The following is a 19,207-nucleotide window of genomic DNA, read 5'->3' as shown; positions in this document are numbered from 1 at the left end:
CAAGGAGAAACCGATGTCCTCGATCCGACGCACCGCAGTCGTCACCGGAGCCACCTCCGAGCGCGGCATCGGCCTCGCCACCGCCCGCCGCTACGCGGAGGACGGCTGGGCCGTCGTCGTCCTCGATCTGGACGGTGAGAAATCCGCCAAGGTCGCCGCCGAGATCGGCAGCGAATACTCCGTCCCGTCCTTCGGACACGAGATCGACGTGGCCGACGAGGCGTCGGTGCAGGCAGCGCACGATGCCGTCGCCGCGGAAGTCGCCGCGGACAACCTCCCGCCCGTCGGAGCTGTCGCGAACATCGCCGGCATCACCTCGCCGGTGCCGTTCCTCGAGACGAGCCTCGAACTGTGGAACAAGGTGATGGCCGTCAACGCCACCGGCACCTACCTCGTCACCCGGGCATTCCTGCCGGGCATGATCGAGAACGGATGGGGACGCATCGTGAACATGTCGTCGGTCTCCGCCCAGCGTGGCGGCGGTGTCTTCGGCAAGGTCCCCTACTCGTCGGCGAAGGCCGCCGTCCTCGGGTTCACCAAGTCGCTCGCCCGGGAGCTCGGCGACAGCGGCGTCACCGTCAACGCCGTCACCCCCGGCGCGGTCGACACCAGCATCCGCGTCGGCAGCACTCCGGAGCAGGAGGCCGCCATCTGCCGCGACGTTCCGCTCGGACGCACCGCCACCACCCGTGAGGTGGCCTCGGTCATCACGTTCCTGTCGTCGGAGGACGCGGCCTACCTGACCGGCACGACCGTCGACATCAACGGCGGCAGCCACATGCACTGACCACCCCGTCCGGTGTCCGCTCATGCACCGTCGTGGTCGGACACCGGACGGCACCGTTTTCACTTCGGTCGCCGGACGAGAACCATGACAACAACGCCTTTCTTCGCCCCATTCGGCAGCCCGGACGCGGAACTGCAGCCGTGGCAGTCGCGCGCCGACTGCCGTCTCGTCGATCCTCGATCTTCTTCCCGTCGGACGACGAATCGCGCGGGGTGCGGCAGCGCCGTGAGCGGACGGCGAAACAGATCTGCACATCGTGTCCCGTCCGCATCCCCTGCCGCGACTACGCTCTGGAAACCCGCGAACGTCACGGGATCTGGGGCGGCACCTCCGAATCGGATCGCCGCGGGAGAAGACCGACCGGAGACCGTGATCGGACGACTCACGTCCTCGGGATGAATCTGTAGGGTGAATTCCCGCCGAGTGCCGTTCCCCTGGCGAAATGCAGTGTTCGCCGCTCCATTCATATCGCGGAAAGACTGTCGCCGTGTCGATCTCGGCTTATACTCGCTCAATGTTGATCATCGGAATCATTCTGTTCGGGCTGCTCGTCGGCGCGGCGGCACAGCTCATCGTGGGCAGGTCCGGGACCGGGATCGACTGGACTCTCGCGTTCGTCGCGGGCGTCGGGGGTTCGTTCATCGGCGGTCTGCTCATCAGCCTTCTCGCAGGTGACGGACTCGAACTGCGCCCCAGCGGGATCATCGGTTCCCTCGCCGGCGCGATCATCGTGACCGCCGCGTGGTCGGCCTGGAAGTCGCGGTCGCGTCAGGCGTAGACGACCTCTTCTACTTCGACGACGCCGACCTGAGCTACGCGGCCATCGACCATTTCGCATCCACAACGTGTTGTTTCGGCATCGCCCGCGATCCCGGATCAGGGCTACGGGTCTTCGCTCCGCACGGTTTCGACGACTTGTTCGGGATGGTGCTCCGCCCGAATCCGGTGCTGGCGCCTCGCGAGGTGTACGAAGCGAAAGCCCGCCGGTGGCAGGCAGAACGGCCTCGATCGATCGTCGTTCCGTGGCCCGAGGGCTGACACGCTCATTCGTCGGGCTCCTCGTCGAATCTGCGTCGCGCTTCCTCGATGCGAGGAAGATTCGTCGACGCCCACAGCAGCAGGGCGTCGATCGGTTCGCGCACCGTCTTCCCCAGTGGCGTGATGCGGTATTCGACCGCGACAGGACGGGTGTTCACCACCCGGCGTTCGACGATTCCATTGCGTTCGAGTCTGCGCAGCGTGGTAGTCAGGGATTTCTGCGTGACCTCGGGAACGGCGCGCCGCAGCTCGTTGAAGCGGCGCGGAGCCTCGCACAGTTCGGTGAGCACGCTCAGGGACCACTTGTCGAGGATCTGCCCCAACAGTTCCCGGTGGGCGGCGACGGCGAGCAGATCGTGGTCAGCGGTATCCGACATGAAACCTGGTTTCGTTGAAGTGACTTTCGGACACCAAGTATAAATCGGATACCACTTGGTTCCGACCCCAGGAGAATTCCGTGTCCGTCACCCTGTTCAGCCCCGAAGGCACGCTGCCGAACGCTCCCTACCACCACGTCGCAGTCTCCACCGGCACGCGACAGGTCCATCTCGCCGGACAGGTCGCACACATGCCGGACGGCTCACCGATTCCTACCGAGCTGGCCGGTCAGGTGACCCAAGCGCTGCGCAACATCGCACGAGGCTTGGACGGAGCCGGTGCGACCTTCCGCGATGTCGTGCGCCTGACGTTCTACGTCACCGACTGGCATCCCGGGAAGATCGGACAGTTCACGGCCGGTGTGCAGGCCGTCGCGCAGGAGATCGATCTGCCCGATCCGATGCCACCGGCATCGCTGATCGGTGTCGCGGCGCTCTATGAACCCGCCGTGCTCGTGGAGATCGAAGCCACCGCAGTTCTCGAGGGATGAGCGTCGTAGATCAGGCCGCGCAGACCCCGAAGACGGGAAATCCGTCGTCGCACGCAGTGGACCGGAACGCGACCCGTACCCGAGCCTCGGCGCAGTCCGGGAACGATCCTTCGATCTTCGAGTAGAGCCACGGCCCGTCGTCGAGTTCGACGATCGCGAGGGTGACCGCGCTGTCGTCCTGCGCGCCGACGTCGAGCGGTTCGACGACCTTCCAGGACACGATCGAGCCGGTGCCGGAGCAGTGGGCGGACTCGAGGTTCGCGCCGCCGCAGGAGGAGCAGCGCGCTGTCTCGGGAGCGTGAAGTGTCGTGCAGCTTCCGCAGCGCAGGATCGTCATGCAGTTCTGCGTCGCGTGGGGCGCCATCGCGGTCCTTCCGTCAACGGAGAATGTCCGAGCCACGAAGCGATCCGTCGTAGAAGGGGGCGGACCCCCGACGGGCCGATGACGTGGCTCCGATCATCGGCCCCCTATTCGAAGGTAGGTCGACCCGGGACCTTTTCCATCGGTACGCGAGCACACAGATCGTGGGGGTTCGCTGGTCGCAGCGCACAATGCCGGGTCGGTCGACCGGGCCGTTCGGGCCGTGCGGGCCACCGAATGCCACTTGGACAAGTGCCCGAAACAAGCTCCTGACCTGCAGATCTGCCCCGATCAGACGTGATCCAGCTCGCACCGGCACCCGGTGCCACCCTCGGACACTGTGCGCTCAGCCCGAACCACAACCGAAACAGTGTGCAGACGCACCGGTGAATCGAGGGACGTTCGTCCTTAACGTGGAAGACAGCGGCACCCGCTTCGCCGGGTCGACTCGCCGCTGTTCGACCGTCTCCCCTTCGCGGATCGACCGGTCGCAGACACCCCACCGGTTGTGAGGAGCTCTTCCCCGTGACGACCGCACGCGACGCGCGCGCACCCCTCGTTCTGCGCGATCTGCCGACGCCTCGGCCGCCGCACTCCCCCGATCGCTCGACTCCGGTCCGAAGGCGCGACTTCCCGGGTTCGAGCCGTCAGTCCAGAGTACTGGCGCAGGCGATGCGGATGTCGGTGCGTCCGCTGCTCGGGCTGTGGAGCCGCTCGACGGCGCTGCCCTGGCCGACGGGTCTGCTGGACGCCGCCGGGGCGCTGCTTCCGGCGATCGACGGGACGGTGTGCGCTCCCGTCCGGTTGCCGAACTGCACAGGTTCCTGGGTGGAAGGCCCGCGGACGGGATTCGATCGCGTGATGCTCTACCTGCACGGCGGCGGCTTCCTGTGCGGCGGGATGCGCAGCCACCTCCGCCTCGTCTCGCGGATCTCCGATGCCGGCCGCACCCCCGTGCTCATGGTCGACTACCGGATGCTGCCCGAGCACTCGATCGACGACGCCGTAGACGACGGTGTCGAGGGCTACCTCTTCCTGCTCGCCGCCGGTTACCGACCCGAGCAGGTCGTGATCGCCGGTGATTCCGCCGGCGGCTATCTGGCCTTCATGGTGTCGTTGGCGTTGCGCGACCGGGGCATCCCGGTGCCGGGAGCGATCGTTGCCCTGTCCCCGCTCACCGAACTGGATCCGGCCCGCAAACTCGGCCACTCCAACGCCGCACACTGCGCGCTGCTGCCCGGCAACGCACTCGAGGCGCTGGCCGGCCTTGCAGGACATCGCCAGGAGTCGGGACGGATCTGCCCCGCCGACGCGGATCTGTCGGGCATGCCGCCCACGCTCATCCAGGTCGGCTCGCACGAATTGTTCCTGGTGGACGCGGAGTCGATGGCCGACCGCCTCGCCGACGCCGGTATCGCGTGCGAGCTGCAGGTCTGGGACCGGCAGGTGCACGTCTTCCAGGCCGCCGCGGATCTGCTACCCGAAGGAGTCCGCGCGATCGGCGAGATCGGACGGTTCGTTCGCAGCGCCGTGCCCGGCTCCCGATAACGGGCCGTCACCCGGGCGAAGGTGGACCTGCCGAATCGGGCGCGAGCACGGCGGCGCCGAGCCAGTGGCACAGCGCCAGCGCGTTCTCGAGGTCGAGCCGACACTCGCGGACACTGTGCCCGATCTGCTCCTCCGCCTTGCTGATCCGGTAGGCGACCGAATTCCGGTGCAGATGGAGCTTTTCCGCGGTGGCGACGAAACTCCCTCCGCTGGAAAGGAATTCCCGCAGCGTGTGCCGCAGTTGCGCGGCAGCGGGATCGTCGGCGGCGAGCCGGCCGAGCACATCCCCCACCCAGCCGCGGGCCCACTCGAGATTCGTGCACATCAACGCGACCGCGCCGACCTCGTCGATCGAGACGAGACGCGGACCCGGCAGAGCCGATGTCAGAGCCACCTCCCGCGCCTGCGCCGCCTGCCGATGGGTGCGGACGAAACCGTCGATCCCCTCCTGCGGCGCGCCGACGGCGACACCGACGGGTCGCTGCCATGCCGCGACGATCCCGGACAGTCCGCTCGGGTCGATGCGATCGACCGTGCCGAGCGGGATCCATGCCCAGGCGGTGTACTCGTCGAACTGCTCGAACAGCACCCGACCTCCCCGCCCGAGATGTTCGGCCAAGGCCGTCACTGCCTGCTCGAGGCCGTTCCATTCGGTGCCGGACCGGTCCCCGCCGACCACTTCGATGTCGTCCGTCCAGACGATCACCCCGAGGTGGTGCTGGCCCAGCCGGTAGCCGAGGGTGCGCTCGGCGTCCCCCACCTCGATCGGTCGTCCGGCCAGGATGTCCTGGATGCGGGCGGTCCGGGAGGCGTTGCGGTTGAGCAGCCAGGTGTCGCGCTCGGCCTCGTAGACCCCGAGCAACTTCTGCGACACCCCGTCGATCCCGGCGGAGAGTTTCATCAGGATCTCCACGCCCGCCTGCATCACTGCCGCGGCGTCGTCGCTGAGTCCCGCCAGCACCTCGAGGCACCAGCGCATGATGCTGTCCTGCGCGAGCCGGTTGCTGCGGTCGACCACCGAGACCGGGAATCCCTGCCGGGCCAGCATGCGCACCAGTGAATAGGACGCCGCGGGGATCTCGATCTCGGCAAGGTCGTCCCGCAGGAACCGGGTGATGGCTGCGACGCCCTCCTCCGCGGCCTGGGCGAGCGAGCGGCGGGTGTGGCGGTCGGTGGACATCGCCTCGATCTCGGACGAGATCCGCTCGGTCATGTACTGCGTGATCTCGGCGTGCCGCGTCGTCGACAGGTCGGCGACCGCCTCGATCAGTGCACGCGTGGCGGGTCCGGGATCGCCCACTCTGTGGGTGTCCTGTCCGATCTCGTGAGGATTCATCGTGTCCGATTCCGGAGGCTACGGCGTCTGTGCGGGTGCACTGCCCTTGCCGAGCGCACCGCCTCGACCGTAACGGCTCGGGGCGGGCCGCCACCGCGGATCGGGGCGTCCATCGGGCAACGATCGTGCCGACACTCACGCCGGGTGTTGTCCGGACCCGTCGGTTGCGCCGCCTAACCTGTCACGGTGAGTGAATCAGGCCGAGCACGGTTCGGCGCGATGGAGGACGCGTTGGTGCGGGACGACCGCCTGCGCCTGTTCTCGTTCGCGACGGCCGAGAAAAGGGTGCACTACCTGTGGGTTCTGCGCGCATTCGATCATGCGCGCGGCAACTACTCGGTGCTGTTGCACGCCGGCGACGTCGAGAACGTCCTCACCCGGCTGCCCGGGGCGAGCGGCGACGACGTGCCCGATTCCTCCGAGATCCCGGCGCTGCTCGAGCAGCTGCACGCGTGGGGTGTGCTCGAACGCAGCTACGACGGGTCCCGGGCGGCGACGCTCGCCGAGTACCGCAACCGTCACTACGTCTATCAGTTCGGGCAGGCGGGCTACCGGGTGTTCCGCGCCGTGGAGGACGTGCTGTCCTCCCGCGGGGAGGACGTCTCGCTGTCGCGTCTGGCCCTTCCCGATCTGCTCGCCGACCTGAACGATCTCGCCGACGCGAACGCCGCCGGCGACGGCGAGCTGGTCTACCGGAAGTTGAGCCGCCTCGACGCGACGTTGTCGGACATGGCCGAGCGCGCCGCCCGTTTCTATCTCGTCCTCGGCGAGCTGGTGCGCACCACCGAGGTCACCCCGGAGACCTTTCTCGCCCACAAGGACGCGCTGCTCACCCACATGCGCGAGTTCAGCACCGACCTGGCCCGTTACGCCCCGAAGCTCTCCGCGGCGCTCGACCGGGTGCAGGCCACCGGAGTCCAGAAGCTCACCGCGGCGGCGGCCCGGCACGACGAGCGGGTGCTGCTCTCGTTCGAGGAACGCGAAGCGGACTGGGCGCAGCGCTGGTGGGGCATCGAACATTGGTTCGTCGGTGTGGGTTCCGAACCGAGCGAATCCGAACGCCTGCGCGGCGCGACCATCAACGCGATCTCCGCGGTGCTCGGGCTGCTGCGCCGGCTCACCGAGCAGCGTCGTGGGGGTGTCAGCCGCGAGTCGCAGTTGCGGCATCTCGCGGGCTGGTTCGCTGCCGCGCCGTCCGAGGAGGCCGCGCACGCGCTGTTCGATGCGGTGTTCGACCTGGGCCGGCCCCGACACTTCTCCGTCGCCCATCCCGATGCCGACATCGTGCCGGTCACCCGGTCGTGGTGGGAAGCGCCTCCCGTGGAGATCGCCCGCACCCTCGCCGAGACCGGCCGGCGCCCCGCAGCGGGAGCGCCGGGGCGGATCCAGCGCAACGACGCCGGGGTACGGCGGCTGCGCGAGGCGCAGCTCGAGAAGCAGCGTCGCCGGGCCGAAGCGGCGCGCTCCCTCGCCGCCGGAGGTGTGCGCGAACGGAAGCTGAGCGAACCGGAAGCGGAGGTGCTGTTGAGCCTGCTCGACGCCGCACTGTCGGCCCGGGTGCCCGTGAGCGGGCGGGTGCGCAGCGACGATGCCTCCTCCGGTACGCAGAACGGCGTCAAGCTCACCCTCCGACCGAGCGGCGAGTCGACGGTGGTGCACACCGCGCGCGGGCGCCTGTATCTCGACGGTCTGTCGGTGGAGGTTCGATGAGGGCGCGTTCGATTCCGTCCATCGAGCTGGATTCGTATCAGCGCGCCGCGCGACTGGTGCTCGCCCACCATCTCGTCACCGCGACCTTTCCCGACCGGTCGGCGCTGGCGACGGTGCGCCGCTGGACCACCGAGCTGCGCGAGGATCTGCTCGCCACCTTCGGGTACCGGCTCGAGGTCACCGAGACCACCGCGCGGCTGTTCACCGTCGCCGATCGCCTCGACGCGGGGGCGGGCACGTCGACGCACACCGGCCGGCCGTTCGACCGGCGCCGCTATGCCTATCTCGCGTTGGCGATCGCGGCGCTCGGTCGCGGCGCCGGGCAGATCACGCTGTCCGAACTCGCCGAGCACGTCGCCTCCGAGGCGAGCCGGGTGGACGGTGTCGAGCTCGACACCGAACGTGCCGCCGACCGCGATGCCTTCGTCGATGCCGTGACCTGGCTCGGCGTGCGCGGCGCGATCACCCTCGCTGACGGTGACGCCGGCAGGTGGGCGAGCGATCCCGACAGCGGTGAGGCGCTCTACGACGTCGACCGCGCGGTCGTGCACGCCCTGTTCCGGCCACCGCGGGCGTTGCAGCACCTCGAATCGGTGCGCGGTCTGCTCGGCAATGCCGGTGCCCCGCACTCGGATACGGCGGAGGTCCGGAGGCGGGTTCGACGCGCACTGGTGCAGCGTCCCGTGGTGTACGCGGACGATCTCGACAACGACGAAGCGCTGCAGTTGGCGTTGCCGCGCACCACCGACGAGGTGGAGCTGCTCACCGGCCTGGTCTGTGAGCGTCGCGCCGAAGGCGTTGCGCTGGTGGACACCTCGGGACGGTTGTCGGATATGCGGTTCCCGAACACGGGGACGGTCGCGCAGGTCGCGCTGCTGCTGGCCGGGGAGATGTGCGATCGCGTCCTCGATCCCGACGCCCCTGTCCCGCCACGGATGCCGGTGCCCGCAGAAACGCAGGACGTCCTCGTCGCGGCGGTCGATTCCGCGATCCCGCGATCGACGGTGTTCACCCCTCTCGCGACGTCCGACATTACGATCCCCGACGAGCAGGAGCAGGACGACGACGCTCGTGCCCCGCTCGAGCATCCCTTGCTCGAGGATTCGTGGCTGGCGGGCACGGTCGGTCGTCTCGTCGACATCTACGGCCGGACCTTCGCCGCGCAGTGGCAGGCCGACCCCGCGGGACTGGCCGAGGCCGCGGTGGACATGCTCGACAGGCTGCGCCTGGTGGCCCGCGTACCGGGCGGAGTGTTGGTCCTGCCCGCCATCGCCCGCTTCCGCGGCGTGACGGTCAGTGTGCGCGAACGGGATCCGGAGATCGACCTGTTCCCCGAGACCACCCCACCGACAGCCCCCGCCCCCGATACGACCCCGACGGAGATCTCATGAGCAGCGCCCGATTCCGCCCCACGCGTGCCGGGATCATCAACCTGTGGGACTACCGCGACCAGGAGTTCTCGTTCGCCGACGGACGACTGGTGCTGCGCGGACCGAATGGGTCGGGCAAGACCAAGGCGCTCGAGGTGCTGTTCCCGTTCGTGCTCGACGGCCGGATCGAACCGCGACGCCTGAATCCGTTCGCCGGCGAGGAGCGCACCATGCGCTCGAACCTGCTGTACCGCGGGCAGGACAGCGCCCACTCGTACGTGTGGATGGAGTTCTGCCGCGGCCGCGCCGATGACCCGGAGGCCGTCACCGTCGGTATCGGGATGCGTGCCACCCGCGGCAACGACAAGGTCACCCGTTGGCATTTCGTCGTCGACGGCCGTGTGGGAGTGGACTTCTCGCTGCTCGACGACGAGGACCGGCCGCTCACCCGCAAGCAACTGGTCGACCAGATCGGGGCCGACGCGATCACCGATCGTCCGGTCGACTACCGGGCGGCGATCGACGCGCGCATGTTCGGGCTGGGCGCGCAACGCTACGACCAGCTGATCAACCTGATCCTCACGCTGCGCCGCCCCCAGCTCGCCAAGAACCTCGATCCGAAGGGCCTGTCGCAGGCGCTGACCGACGGACTTCGCCCCCTCGACGACGATCTCATCGTCGAGGCCGCCCGCTCGTTCTCCGCGATCGAGGAGGTCGAGCGCACCCTCGAATCCCTCGCGGCCGCCGACGACGCGGCACAACAGTTCGTCAAGGTGTATTCGAAGTACATCCGCCAGCAGGCCCGCACCGCCGTCGACAAGGTCGCCACCCGTCTCGGTGTGGTGGACACCGCGGTCCGGTCGCTGCGTGCGGCGGCCGAGGCCCGCACCGAAGCCGCCGCCGCACGCACGGCCTCCGAGGAACAGCTCCTGGTCGCCGAACGCGACCACGAACAAGCACGCACCACCCTCGAGGCACTGCACCGCTCCAGCGCCTACGAGGGCAAACAGCAACTCGACGACCTCGCCTCGGCGGTGAAGAACCTCGAGCGCACCACCGCCGCGCAGGCCGAGCAGGCGAACCGCGCCCAGGCCGTCGTGGCCGACCGGCTCCGCGATCACGACAGTGCCCGCGACGCGCTGGAGACGGCGACGGCGGCGCGTCGTCGCACCGAGGACGGGCTGAGTGCGGCCGCCGAGGACGCCGGCATCACGTGGACCGGTCTCGATGGCATCGAACGGACCGAGCAGCTCAACGCCGCGATCGACGCGCTCGCCGAGGAACGTGACGCCGACGTGCGCGCGGTGCGCAGCGCACTGTCCCAGCTCGACGGTGCGGCCGCCGCGCGGTCGCGGGCCGAGGCCGCCGCGGTGCGTGCCCGCGCGCAACGCGACACCGCCTCGGCCGCGGTGGAGGCCGCCGAGACCATGGTCGAGCTGTCCCGCAGCGAGGTCGCCGCCGAGCTGGGCCGGTGGTGGTCCGATCGCGCCGAGACCTTCGCGGCCGTGGGTCTGTCCTCTCCGGTCTTCGAAGCGCTCGACACCGCCTTCGGCACCGTCGGTCAGGACGATGCGCCGTCCCCGGCGGCGGTGTTCGCCGAGCACACCGGTCCGGTGCTCGACGACCTGCGGTTCCGGCGTCGCGTGTGCGGCTCGGAGATCGAGTCGCTCGGCAACCGCATCACCGAACTCGAGACCGAACGCGCCGCCGTCGCCGCCGAACGCGACGACGCTCCCCCGGTGTTCCCGGCCCGCACCGGCAACCGTGACGATCTCGCCGGCGCCCCGCTGTGGCAGCTCGTCCGGTTCCGCGACGACGTGTCGGCACAGGACGCCGCCGGTATCGAAGCGGCATTGCAGGCCGCGAACCTGCTCGACGGATGGATCACCGACGGCGACCTGCCGGACATCGAGTCGGAGCAATTGCTGGTGCCGTTGGCGCCCGAACACCGGCCGAGCGGCCCCACGCTCGCGGATGTACTCGTTCCCGAACCCGACACGGCCGTGCCCGAGGAACGGGTCGCCGCGGTGCTGTCGTCGATCGCGTGGGCCACCGATCCCGGTCCGGACGCGCGGGTGTCGGTCGATGCGCACGGCCGGTTCCGGCAGGGAGTGCAGTTCGGTCGCCACGTCAAGGAACAGGCCGAGTTCATCGGGGCCACCGCTCGTGCCCGGCGTCGGCAGCGTCGCATCGTCGAACTCGAGACCACCATCGCCGAGTGCCGCGCCGACGTGGAGTCGCTGCGCGAACAGAATCGTGAGATCGGCGACCGGCTCACCGCTCTCGACGACGCCGTGAAGTCGTTGCCGCGCACCGGATCCGTTCTCGCGGCGTTGCGCAAGGTCACCGAATGCGCCGGCGCGTTGCGGACCGCATCCGAATCCGCGGCCGCCGCCGACCGCGACCTGGATCAGGCGATCGCTGCGGTCGCCACCAAGGAACAGCATCTGCGGTCGACCGGCGGCCGGCACCGGGCGCCGCTCACCGCGACGGAACTCGACAGTCTCGACGCAGCCGTGCGGCACTTCCGTTCGCAGGGCCAGGCTCTGCAGCGCGCCCTGCGCGAGCAGGTCACCTGCAGTGATCGACTCCGCGACACCGATGTTCGGCTCGACGAGGCGCGGGTTTCTGCCGAGAACGCGGCCGAACTCGCGGCGGAGAACTCCGAGACGTTGGCCAACGAGCAGCAGAAGCTCGAGACGCTGCGCGAGTCGATCGGGGCGAGCGCCGACCGGATCGATGCCCAGCTCGACGAGGCCCGGCGCCGGATCGAGGCGGCGAAGGCCGCCGAGCGGACCGCACGCAAGGCCCACGAGTCGGCGCTGGAACGGATCGGCAAGGCCGAGGCCGCCCACACGGGCGCCGAGCAGACGCTGCGGTCGGCGCTCACCGAGGCCCGCGCCGACGCCGACGCCCTGGCACCCTTCGCCCGCCGCGACCTGCTGACCCTGCTCGGGGTGGAGAGCGAGCACGTGTGGCCGTCCAGCGCGGCCGCGTGGCTCGACGCCGATCAGCTGGCCTATCGGATCCGGCAGTCCCCCGACGACGCGGTCGACGTGCTGCCCGCCGAGGTGCTCGCACTGTTCCGGGCCCTCGACGCCGCCACGGAATCGGTCACGGCCTCCGAGTCGACCCGCAAGTCCACGGCCTCGGCACTGACCTCCGCGCTGCAGGAGTTCGACGCCGAACTCGCCCGGGGCCGCGACTACCGGCTGCACTGGGACGCCGCCGACGGCATCACCGTCGTGCAGGTTCAGGACGAACAGGGCTACACGTCCGTCGCGGCGTTCGCGCAGCGCATCGCCCGGGCGCGGCAGGAACAGGAAACCCTGCTCACCGACTCCGAACGGCGCATCCTCGAGGACGCCCTGCTCACCGGTCTCGCGCAGCAGATCCACGAGCGCACCGTCGACGCCCGCGACCTCATCGCCCGGATGGGCACCGAGATGCGGCAACGGCACATGTCCTCGGGCAACACCATCGGGGTGCACTGGGTGCTCGCCGACCATCTCGACGAGCCGGCCCGCGCGGTGTGCAAGCTCCTCGACCGCGACGCGTCGATGCTGGCGCCGGAGGATCTGGCGGGGATCCGTGCGCATTTCGCGTCGCGGATCCGCGCGGAGCGGGCCGCGCATCCGGAACGGTCGTACCCGGAGATCCTCGCCGCGACGCTGGATTATCGCCGGTGGCGGGTGTTCTCGTTCAGTCTCGTCGGTGCGGACGGCAGCGAGGACCGGCTCACCCCGGCGCGACATTCGGCGCTGTCCGGTGGCGAGCAGTCCGTCTCTCTGCACCTGCCGTTGTTCGCTGCCGCGCACGTGATGCTCGACTCGGCCGACCCGCACGCGCCGCGTCTGCTCGCCCTGGACGAGGCCTTCGCCGGCGTCGACGACACCGGCCGCAGCGAATTGCTCGGTCTGTCCGTGCAATTCGACCTCGATCTGTTCATGACCGGTTTCGACCTGTGGATCACCTACGCCGGCGTGCCGGGTTGTGCGCACTACGATCTGTCACATTCGGTGGCCGAGCACACCGTCGCCACCACGCTGCTGGTGTGGTCGGGTGGCGAACTGCTCGCCGAGCACGACGGGTCGGATCTGGAGAGCGCGCTCGGATCTCCGCGGACCCGGCGGGTCACGCACCCGGTGGAGGGAGCGCTCGAGTTCGTCTGATCGTGACGACGGTCACTGCGGCGTGTTCCGCCCCGATCGGGGCTCTCATCTGCGTCGCGGTCCTACGATCCGGAAGATGACGAGGCTTCGGGTATCCAGACTCATCGTCGGCGCCGCGACCGTGGTCGGGTTGCTGCTGGGCACGAGCCTCGCGGCGGCGGCACCGGCGCCCGGTGCACGGGTGACCGCGTCGCCGGACGGTTTCGCGCTCGACGGTCGGGCCTGGTGGCCGACCGGGTTCAACGCCTACCAGCTCGCCACCGACTGGTCGGCGAACTGGGGATGCGGAGCAATGGTCGACCTCGACGCCTATTTCGGTGCGCTGCCGCCGAATTCGCTCACCCGCTTCAACCTCTTCCAGGCGCTGGCCGTCAACCGGTTCACCGGGCAACTCGACTTCGGACCGATGGACGCGGTCTTCGCGGCAGCCGAAGCGCATGATCAGATGCTGCTGCCGGTTCTGGCACCCCAGGACGGCGCGTGCGAGGACGAGGTCTTCAAGAGCCGGCAGTGGTACGTCGACGGGTGGACCGAATTCACCCCGGGTCACGAGCGGGTGGTGATGAGCTACCGGGACTGGATGCACACCGCCGTCGCCCGTTACCGGAACTCCCCGTCCCTCGCAGCGTGGGAGCTGGTCGGGGAGCCGGAGACCAGTTCGTGCATCGACGCCGCGTGCCAGTGGTGGACCCGGTCGTGCGAGCCCGGCGCCGCGCAGGTGCTGCGCGCCTTCTTCGACACGGCCGGAGCCGAACTGCGCGCCGTCGACCCACACACCCTGATCACGGCCGGTTACACCGGGGGCGGTCAGTGCGGCACCCAAGGTGACGAGTACCAGTTCGTCAGCGCCTCCCCCTATGTCGATGCCGTGCAGTACCACGACTACGGCGCCGACGGCCTGCTGTTGCCCGGCGATCAGTGGAACGGTCTCGCCCGGCGGGTCGCGCAAGCCGCAGCCGTCGGAAAGCCGTTGCTCGTGGCGGAGATCGGTGAGCTCGCCGGGTCCTGCGGGTCGCTCGGTGACCGCGCCGACCACATCACCACAAAGATCGAGGGCCAACGCGCCGCCGGCACCGCAGGTGCACTGTTGTGGGCGTTCGTGCCCGACCCGCGGGAAGCCGACTGTACCTACGACATCGGCTTCGACGACCCGTTGTGGGATATGGTCGAGAACCTCGGATCCCTCGAACCCTCCACCCTCCCGAACGCGCAGTTCTCTCCGTAAGAGCAGTCCTCACACATCGACGGTGAATCCGAGATCCACATCGCACGCGGCCTGCCCGGCGCGGATCCCCCAGCTCTCGGTCGGGATGTCGCGCACGATCACGGTCACGTGGTCGGCAGGAATCGCGAACGCGCCGAGCTGCTCGGTGATCTCGCGGTAGAGGCGCCGCTTGGCGTCCACGCTGCGCCCGGCGAAGCAGTCGACGATCACGAGGGTGTAGAGCTCGGGCGATGTCAGGGTCGGCGGCACCGCGAAGCGTTCGGGTTCATGAACCACGAGCCGGATGTGCTTGTCGGCCTCCGGAATCCGGAAGGCGGCGACGAGCGCGTCGTGGACGGCGTCGATCATGCCGGTCTCGACCTCGCGGTCGTGGCGGGTGCGAACCTCGATGAGCGTGCTGGGCATCCGACACTTCTACCCGTCGGAGAACCCCTGTGCAACCTCGTGGGGCAGGTCGTCACCGATCCGCCGCGCCGGTCCCCAATCGGTCGCCGTCGCGGATCGGGAGCGCACGTAGTTCGGCAATGCGTTCATCAGCCGTGCCTGCCGTGCCTCGACCGCTCTGATCGAGTGTTCCGTGGCGGGCCAGTGCTGGGCGAGCAGTTCGTAGGCCACACGGCCGAAGAACATGCCGTCGATGCCGGCGAGGACGTGGGCCATGTGATCGTCGAGGTCGTCGTCCGCGACATCGGTGTGCGGGCACGAATGTCGTCCGACGATCGGCGGCCCCAGCAGGCATGCCGGCGATTCTCCGGTGTCGCCGCAGGTTGCCCACGCACACCCGGCCCACGAGCGCGGGATGCATCAGATGTCCGGGCGGATCCATCAGGCTGCTGACCCGAAGGAAACGGTCGACGACCACGGGATCGTTCTCGGCCGCGGCCAGGACCCGCGCCACGTACGCGTTGCCGAGTCGCGTCTGCACGCTGCGGGGTCCTTCGACTTCGGGCAGCGCGAGGTCGGAGCCGATCGCGAGCTGCCACGCAACACCGATCAGTTTCTTCGCGGCCCGGAAGAACCTGCGGGACAGGTCGTCCTCGTCGAGGGGTTCGGCGGTCCGGAGCGCGGCCACCACGTGGTCGGGTGCGTACGCCTCCACGGCGAAGATCATGCCGCCCAGGCTCGGTGGCGGTTCGCGACCGGCCCTCGCAGCGACCGTGAACAGCCACATATCGTTCTTGTAGCCGAACAGCGCCATGCCCGCCGGACGTCCCGACACAACACCGATCAACACCATCTTCTCCATCGGTGTGCCCGGCGCGAGTCGTAGCAGCCGGCTGCGGTACACGACGTGGACGACGACGTGCTCTTCGACCGGTCGTCGGTAGCCGAGTTTCTCTAGACCCGCCGGGGTGCGGGCGCCCCGTCCCATCGCGTCGACCACCAGATCCGCCGTCATGATCCGAACACCGTCGCGGCTGCCCACCTGGACCCCGGTGCCCCGGCGGCGGTCGGGTGTCGTCGTCAGGGCGCCGACGTTGTGTCCGTCGAGGAGGGTGATGTTCGGGATGGCGCGCACGCGTCGCCGGACATGGTGTTCGAGCAGCGGCCGACTCGGCACGTAGGTGGCTCGACGGTCGCGGAAGCGACGGTTCTCTGCACCGGACGGGAGGACGTCGCGTTCGACGACCGTCACCGCGTCGTAGGACTCTGCCGGCGCACGGGCCGCGAGCAGACCACCGACGCTCGCGCCCAGAACGATTGCATGGTCCCCGATCTTGTCCATCTCGTCATCTCCGTCGTCCGGTCGACTGTCGCACTCCGTGCCTGTACACGAAGTCTGTGGTGGCGATCGCCGAGGGTCGCGAGTAGCGCACTACTCGATTCGGAATCCGGTTGACCGGCCGCGGCGGCACTGCTTCGATCGGTGCCATGAGCGACCGCACGCGCCTGACCCGCAAACCCGAACGCGGCACCGACGATCCGGCGGTGCTGCACCGGCTTCTCGACGAGGCCCGCATCGCGCACGTGGGTTTCGTCCGCGAAGGATCGCCTGTGGTGCTGCCGATGGCGATGGGCCGCGACGGGGACCGGTTACTGCTGCACGGCTCGACCGGCGCCGGCATGTTTCTCGACGCGCGGTCCGGGATCGAGGTGTCGGTCGCGGTGACGCATCTCGACGGGCTCGTCTTCGCCCGGTCGGCCTCCGACCACAGCATGAACTACCGCAGTGCGGTGTTGTTCGGTGTGGCCACACCGGTCGCGCCGGGCGAGAAGGAACACGCATTGAAGGTGGTGACGGAGCATCTGATTCCCGGTCGGTGGGACGAGGTCCGGTCGCCGACACCGAAGGAACTGGCCGCCACCACGGTCCTGGAAGTGCCGCTCACCGAGGTGAGCGTAAAGGTCCGGGCGGCCGGACCGGGAGAGGACGCCGGGGACGGTGAAGACCACTCCGTTGTGGGCGGGAGTGGTGCCGTTGCGGACCGTCGCCGACGATCCGATCCCGTCACCGATCACCGGGTCCTCGACCGCGTTGCCACGCTCCGTGCGCGCATTTCTGTGACATCGAACGGGCTGTCCGTTGTGACATCGAAGGGGCTTTCCGTCGTGTCCGCCCCCGAATCCGACATCGGTGATGAAAGGATGCCCGCGTCGAAGGAACAGATCGGAGTCGCCGCGAGTGCCATCAACGTCCGTGTCCGTGAAAGCCGCACGCAAGCGGCTCGGTGAGCTGGTCCGGGAGGTCAACGACGAGACCGTCGCCGTCGAGATCGTCGGCAAACGCGGCACGGGCGTCCTGATCTCCAAGGACCGCTATGCGGCGCTGCAGGAGGCAACCTTCCTGCTCCGCTCCCCCGAACTAATGGACAGCCTGCGCCGGGAGATGCAACGTTCGCTCGAGGCCGCCGCGTCGACGGGCCGGCGGCAGCCGCTGGCTGCTCGCCGGCGCGCGAAGAACAAGAAGAAGCGCAAGAAACGGCGTCGCGCCCGTTGACCGTCTCCATCCCGTACATCTGCACACCGCCGCCGAGCACTGCGGCCGGGCGGTGCAGATGCCGGAAGTCTCGCCGCGAGGCGGTGAAAGCGGTCGTCCAGCTCGCCGATCCCGCGGCCGCCTCCGACGCGAACTCGCCACCTGTAAGTACCCGACCGGAGTCGAGTTCGTGCGTAACCGGCCGCGCGATCCGACCCGCACCCGACTGGTCCAGAATCGACCGAGACCGGTATTGTTCGCGAAATCCGTTGGGAACTCGCGAACAACACCGGTCTCGATTCGTCAGTATCGGGCGGTCAGGTGCCGCAGAAGGTCCGGAAGGACTCGGCGAACGAACGCGGTGCGGGCGAGACGTATTCGTTCCACTCGGCACGCGCCTCGAAGGGATGTGTGACGACCTCGAGCAGCTTCGCGAACGGCTCGAGGTCGCCGCCGGTCGCCGCCTTCAGCGCGGCGTCGACATGATGATTGCGCGGGATGTACAGCGGGTTGACGCGGTCCATCGCATCCGCCCGCTCCCCCGCTCCACGGGCGTCGCTCGCGGCAGCCGCGTGCCAGCGTTCGAGCCACGGCGCCGAGCGCTCACGCGGCACGAGTCCGTCGAGGGGTGCCGGATTGCCGCGCAGTTCGTCGGCGAGGGCACGGAAGGTCACCGTCCAGTCGGCGCGGTGCTCTTCCAGCAGCGTCAACAGATCGTCGACCAGTTCCTGATCGAGAGAGTCCTCCGGGAGACCGAGTTTGGCGGCCAGACCGGACCGGTAGTGACGCTCGTAGCGGGTGTCGAAACTGTCCAGAACAGCGGTGACCGCGGCGATCGCCGCATCCGGAGTCGAATCGACGAGTCTGAGCAGGGTTTCGGCGAAACGCGCCAGATTCCACTTCAGGACGGCGGGCTGGTTGCCGAACGCATAGCGCCCGCTGTGGTCGATGGAACTGAACACCGCCGCCGGATCGAAGGCGTCGACGAAGGCGCACGGACCATAGTCGATGGTCTGCCCCGAGATCGTGGTGTTGTCGGTGTTCATCACCCCGTGGACGAAACCGACGAGCATCCACTGCGCCACCAGCGACGCCTGCGCCTCGACCACGGCGGTGAACAAGCCGAGGTAGCGGTTGTTCTCACCGGTCTCCGGCAGGTCGAGCAGATCCGGATAGTGCCGGGCGATCGCGTGGTCCGCCAGTGCGCGCACGACCTCGCCCTGCCGCGCCGCGAACTCGAAGGTCCCTACCCGGAGGTGGCTGGCTGCGACACGCGCCAGCACCGCGCCGGGTTCGGCGCCCTCGCGGTAGACCGGCCGACCGGTCGCCACCACCGACAACGAACGGGTGGTCGGAATGCCGAGCGCGTGCATGGCCTCGCTCACCAGATACTCGCGCAGCATCGGCCCGACGACCGCGAAGCCGTCCCCACCCCGGGAGAAGGGAGTGGGACCCGAACCCTTGAGATGCAGATCGACGCGGCCACCGTCCGCGTCGACGAGTTCACCGAGCAACAACGCCCGACCGTCGCCGAGCAGCGGAGCGTATCCGCCGAACTGATGTCCGGCATAGGCCATCGCGACCGGCTTGGCACCCGCCGGCACCTCCGCGCCGGCCAGGACGGCGACGCCGTCGGCGCTGCGCAACGCCGCCACGTCCAGTCCCAGCGACACCGCGAGGTCCTCGTTGAGCGCGAGCAGTTCCGGGTCGGGGGCCTCGGCGCCCTGCCACGGCACCGACAATCCGCTCAATTCGTCGGCGAAGGAACTGCCGAGACCGGATATCGTGGTGTTCGTGCCGACGGGGAAATCCGGAATCGCAGTCATCCTTCGAGGGTCACCGTGTGAGACCGACGCATGTCGCGGGCGAGGAGCA

18 protein-coding genes are annotated in these 19,207 nt (G+C 69.0%); 12 read left to right on the top strand and 6 right to left on the bottom strand.

From position 1 onward, the window contains the following. The first annotated feature begins 13 nt into the window (after positions 1–13). From CKW34_RS11650 to CKW34_RS11635, 4 genes are all read left to right on the top strand, one after another. Positions 14–787, top strand: coding sequence for an SDR family NAD(P)-dependent oxidoreductase (locus CKW34_RS11650; protein ID WP_059383540.1), 774 nt, complete (start codon positions 14–16; stop codon positions 785–787). A gap of 32 nt (positions 788–819) precedes the next feature. After that, positions 820–1,194 (top strand): WhiB family transcriptional regulator, encoded by a 375-nt coding sequence (locus CKW34_RS24845; RefSeq protein ID WP_331717192.1) that lies wholly within the window; start codon positions 820–822, stop codon positions 1,192–1,194. A gap of 107 nt (positions 1,195–1,301) precedes the next feature. Continuing rightward, positions 1,302–1,565, top strand: a complete 264-nt coding sequence (locus CKW34_RS11640; RefSeq protein WP_059383541.1) for a GlsB/YeaQ/YmgE family stress response membrane protein — start codon at positions 1,302–1,304, stop codon at positions 1,563–1,565. After that, positions 1,529–1,825, top strand: a complete 297-nt coding sequence (locus tag CKW34_RS11635) for a nucleotidyltransferase family protein (RefSeq protein ID WP_080968346.1) — start codon at positions 1,529–1,531, stop codon at positions 1,823–1,825. The genes CKW34_RS11640 and CKW34_RS11635 overlap by 37 nt, the downstream gene beginning before the upstream one ends. 5 nt (positions 1,826–1,830) lie before the next feature. On the opposite strand, the gene CKW34_RS11630 is transcribed toward CKW34_RS11635, so the two are convergent. Then, entirely contained in the window at positions 1,831–2,202 is a 372-nt protein-coding gene (locus CKW34_RS11630) for a winged helix-turn-helix transcriptional regulator (RefSeq protein ID WP_016692746.1), read from the bottom strand. Positions 2,203–2,282: 80 nt separating this feature from the next. Between CKW34_RS11630 and CKW34_RS11625 the strand changes: the two genes are divergently transcribed. Continuing rightward, positions 2,283–2,693 (top strand): RidA family protein, encoded by a 411-nt coding sequence (locus CKW34_RS11625; protein ID WP_059383542.1) that lies wholly within the window; start codon positions 2,283–2,285, stop codon positions 2,691–2,693. Positions 2,694–2,703: 10 nt separating this feature from the next. On the opposite strand, the gene CKW34_RS11620 is transcribed toward CKW34_RS11625, so the two are convergent. Next, the gene (locus CKW34_RS11620) at positions 2,704–3,057 is read right to left on the bottom strand and encodes a Zn-ribbon domain-containing OB-fold protein (protein WP_059383543.1); all 354 of its coding nucleotides are present in this window, start codon (positions 3,055–3,057) and stop codon (positions 2,704–2,706) included. Positions 3,058–3,579: 522 nt separating this feature from the next. Between CKW34_RS11620 and CKW34_RS11615 the strand changes: the two genes are divergently transcribed. Continuing rightward, a complete protein-coding gene (locus tag CKW34_RS11615; protein ID WP_231921889.1) occupies positions 3,580–4,602 on the top strand; it encodes an alpha/beta hydrolase in 1,023 nt (340 codons plus the stop codon). 7 nt (positions 4,603–4,609) lie between these two features. On the opposite strand, the gene CKW34_RS11610 is transcribed toward CKW34_RS11615, so the two are convergent. Beyond that, entirely contained in the window at positions 4,610–5,938 is a 1,329-nt protein-coding gene (locus tag CKW34_RS11610) for a PucR family transcriptional regulator (protein WP_059383544.1), read from the bottom strand. Positions 5,939–6,157: 219 nt separating this feature from the next. Here CKW34_RS11610 and CKW34_RS11605 point away from each other — a divergent pair, with 219 nt between their 5' ends. The 4 genes from CKW34_RS11605 (at position 6,158) to CKW34_RS11590 (ending at position 14,415) form a co-directional block, all read left to right on the top strand. Continuing rightward, on the top strand, positions 6,158–7,648 hold the full coding sequence (locus CKW34_RS11605) for a TIGR02677 family protein (RefSeq protein WP_059383545.1): 1,491 nt from the start codon (positions 6,158–6,160) through the stop codon (positions 7,646–7,648). Then, positions 7,645–9,039, top strand: coding sequence for a TIGR02678 family protein (locus tag CKW34_RS11600; protein WP_059383546.1), 1,395 nt, complete (start codon positions 7,645–7,647; stop codon positions 9,037–9,039). The genes CKW34_RS11605 and CKW34_RS11600 overlap by 4 nt, the downstream gene beginning before the upstream one ends. Further along, positions 9,036–13,190: a TIGR02680 family protein gene (locus tag CKW34_RS11595; RefSeq protein WP_059383547.1), complete on the top strand. Its 4,155-nt coding sequence runs from the start codon at positions 9,036–9,038 to the stop codon at positions 13,188–13,190. The genes CKW34_RS11600 and CKW34_RS11595 overlap by 4 nt, the downstream gene beginning before the upstream one ends. Positions 13,191–13,266: 76 nt before the next feature. Continuing rightward, positions 13,267–14,415 carry a glycoside hydrolase 5 family protein gene (locus CKW34_RS11590; RefSeq protein WP_059383548.1) on the top strand — a complete coding sequence of 383 codons (1,149 nt, stop codon included), beginning with the start codon at positions 13,267–13,269 and terminating at the stop codon, positions 14,413–14,415. Between the two features lie 9 nt (positions 14,416–14,424). On the opposite strand, the gene CKW34_RS11585 is transcribed toward CKW34_RS11590, so the two are convergent. Next, positions 14,425–14,820 (bottom strand): tautomerase family protein, encoded by a 396-nt coding sequence (locus CKW34_RS11585; protein WP_059383549.1) that lies wholly within the window; start codon positions 14,818–14,820, stop codon positions 14,425–14,427. A 52-nt stretch (positions 14,821–14,872) separates the two neighbouring features. Further along, positions 14,873–16,141: an NAD(P)/FAD-dependent oxidoreductase gene (locus tag CKW34_RS11580; RefSeq protein ID WP_064059930.1), complete on the bottom strand. Its 1,269-nt coding sequence runs from the start codon at positions 16,139–16,141 to the stop codon at positions 14,873–14,875. A 146-nt stretch (positions 16,142–16,287) separates the two neighbouring features. Between CKW34_RS11580 and CKW34_RS11575 the strand changes: the two genes are divergently transcribed. Then, a complete protein-coding gene (locus CKW34_RS11575; RefSeq protein WP_231921887.1) occupies positions 16,288–17,088 on the top strand; it encodes a pyridoxamine 5'-phosphate oxidase family protein in 801 nt (266 codons plus the stop codon). Next, positions 17,060–17,353: a type II toxin-antitoxin system Phd/YefM family antitoxin gene (locus tag CKW34_RS11570; RefSeq protein ID WP_231921885.1), complete on the top strand. Its 294-nt coding sequence runs from the start codon at positions 17,060–17,062 to the stop codon at positions 17,351–17,353. Before CKW34_RS11575 ends, CKW34_RS11570 begins: the two co-directional genes overlap by 29 nt. 296 nt (positions 17,354–17,649) lie before the next feature. Here CKW34_RS11570 and CKW34_RS11565 read toward each other — a convergent pair whose 3' ends face one another. Then, entirely contained in the window at positions 17,650–19,158 is a 1,509-nt protein-coding gene (locus tag CKW34_RS11565) for a protein adenylyltransferase SelO (RefSeq protein WP_059383551.1), read from the bottom strand. Positions 19,159–19,207 lie beyond the last annotated feature (49 nt).

Origin of the sequence: Rhodococcus rhodochrous (genome assembly GCF_900187265.1) — a bacterium.
GTDB classification, from domain to species: Bacteria; Actinomycetota; Actinomycetes; order Mycobacteriales; family Mycobacteriaceae; genus Rhodococcus; species Rhodococcus rhodochrous.
The sequence above is the reverse complement of the archived record's forward strand: the minus strand, read 5'-3'. Positions and strand labels throughout refer to the sequence as shown.

Coding starts and splice junctions, on each gene's coding strand:
- CKW34_RS11650 (WP_059383540.1), top strand. CDS start 14: ATGTCCTCGATCCGACGCACCGCAGTCGTCACCGGAGCCACCTCCGAG.
- CKW34_RS11640 (WP_059383541.1), top strand. CDS start 1,302: ATGTTGATCATCGGAATCATTCTGTTCGGGCTGCTCGTCGGCGCGGCG.
- CKW34_RS11630 (WP_016692746.1), bottom strand. CDS start 2,202: ATGTCGGATACCGCTGACCACGATCTGCTCGCCGTCGCCGCCCACCGG.
- CKW34_RS11620 (WP_059383543.1), bottom strand. CDS start 3,057: ATGGCGCCCCACGCGACGCAGAACTGCATGACGATCCTGCGCTGCGGA.
- CKW34_RS11610 (WP_059383544.1), bottom strand. CDS start 5,938: ATGAATCCTCACGAGATCGGACAGGACACCCACAGAGTGGGCGATCCC.
- CKW34_RS11605 (WP_059383545.1), top strand. CDS start 6,158: ATGGAGGACGCGTTGGTGCGGGACGACCGCCTGCGCCTGTTCTCGTTC.
- CKW34_RS11600 (WP_059383546.1), top strand. CDS start 7,645: ATGAGGGCGCGTTCGATTCCGTCCATCGAGCTGGATTCGTATCAGCGC.
- CKW34_RS11595 (WP_059383547.1), top strand. CDS start 9,036: ATGAGCAGCGCCCGATTCCGCCCCACGCGTGCCGGGATCATCAACCTG.
- CKW34_RS11590 (WP_059383548.1), top strand. CDS start 13,267: ATGACGAGGCTTCGGGTATCCAGACTCATCGTCGGCGCCGCGACCGTG.
- CKW34_RS11585 (WP_059383549.1), bottom strand. CDS start 14,820: ATGCCCAGCACGCTCATCGAGGTTCGCACCCGCCACGACCGCGAGGTC.
- CKW34_RS11580 (WP_064059930.1), bottom strand. CDS start 16,141: ATGGACAAGATCGGGGACCATGCAATCGTTCTGGGCGCGAGCGTCGGT.
- CKW34_RS11575 (WP_231921887.1), top strand. CDS start 16,288: ATGAGCGACCGCACGCGCCTGACCCGCAAACCCGAACGCGGCACCGAC.
- CKW34_RS11565 (WP_059383551.1), bottom strand. CDS start 19,158: ATGACTGCGATTCCGGATTTCCCCGTCGGCACGAACACCACGATATCC.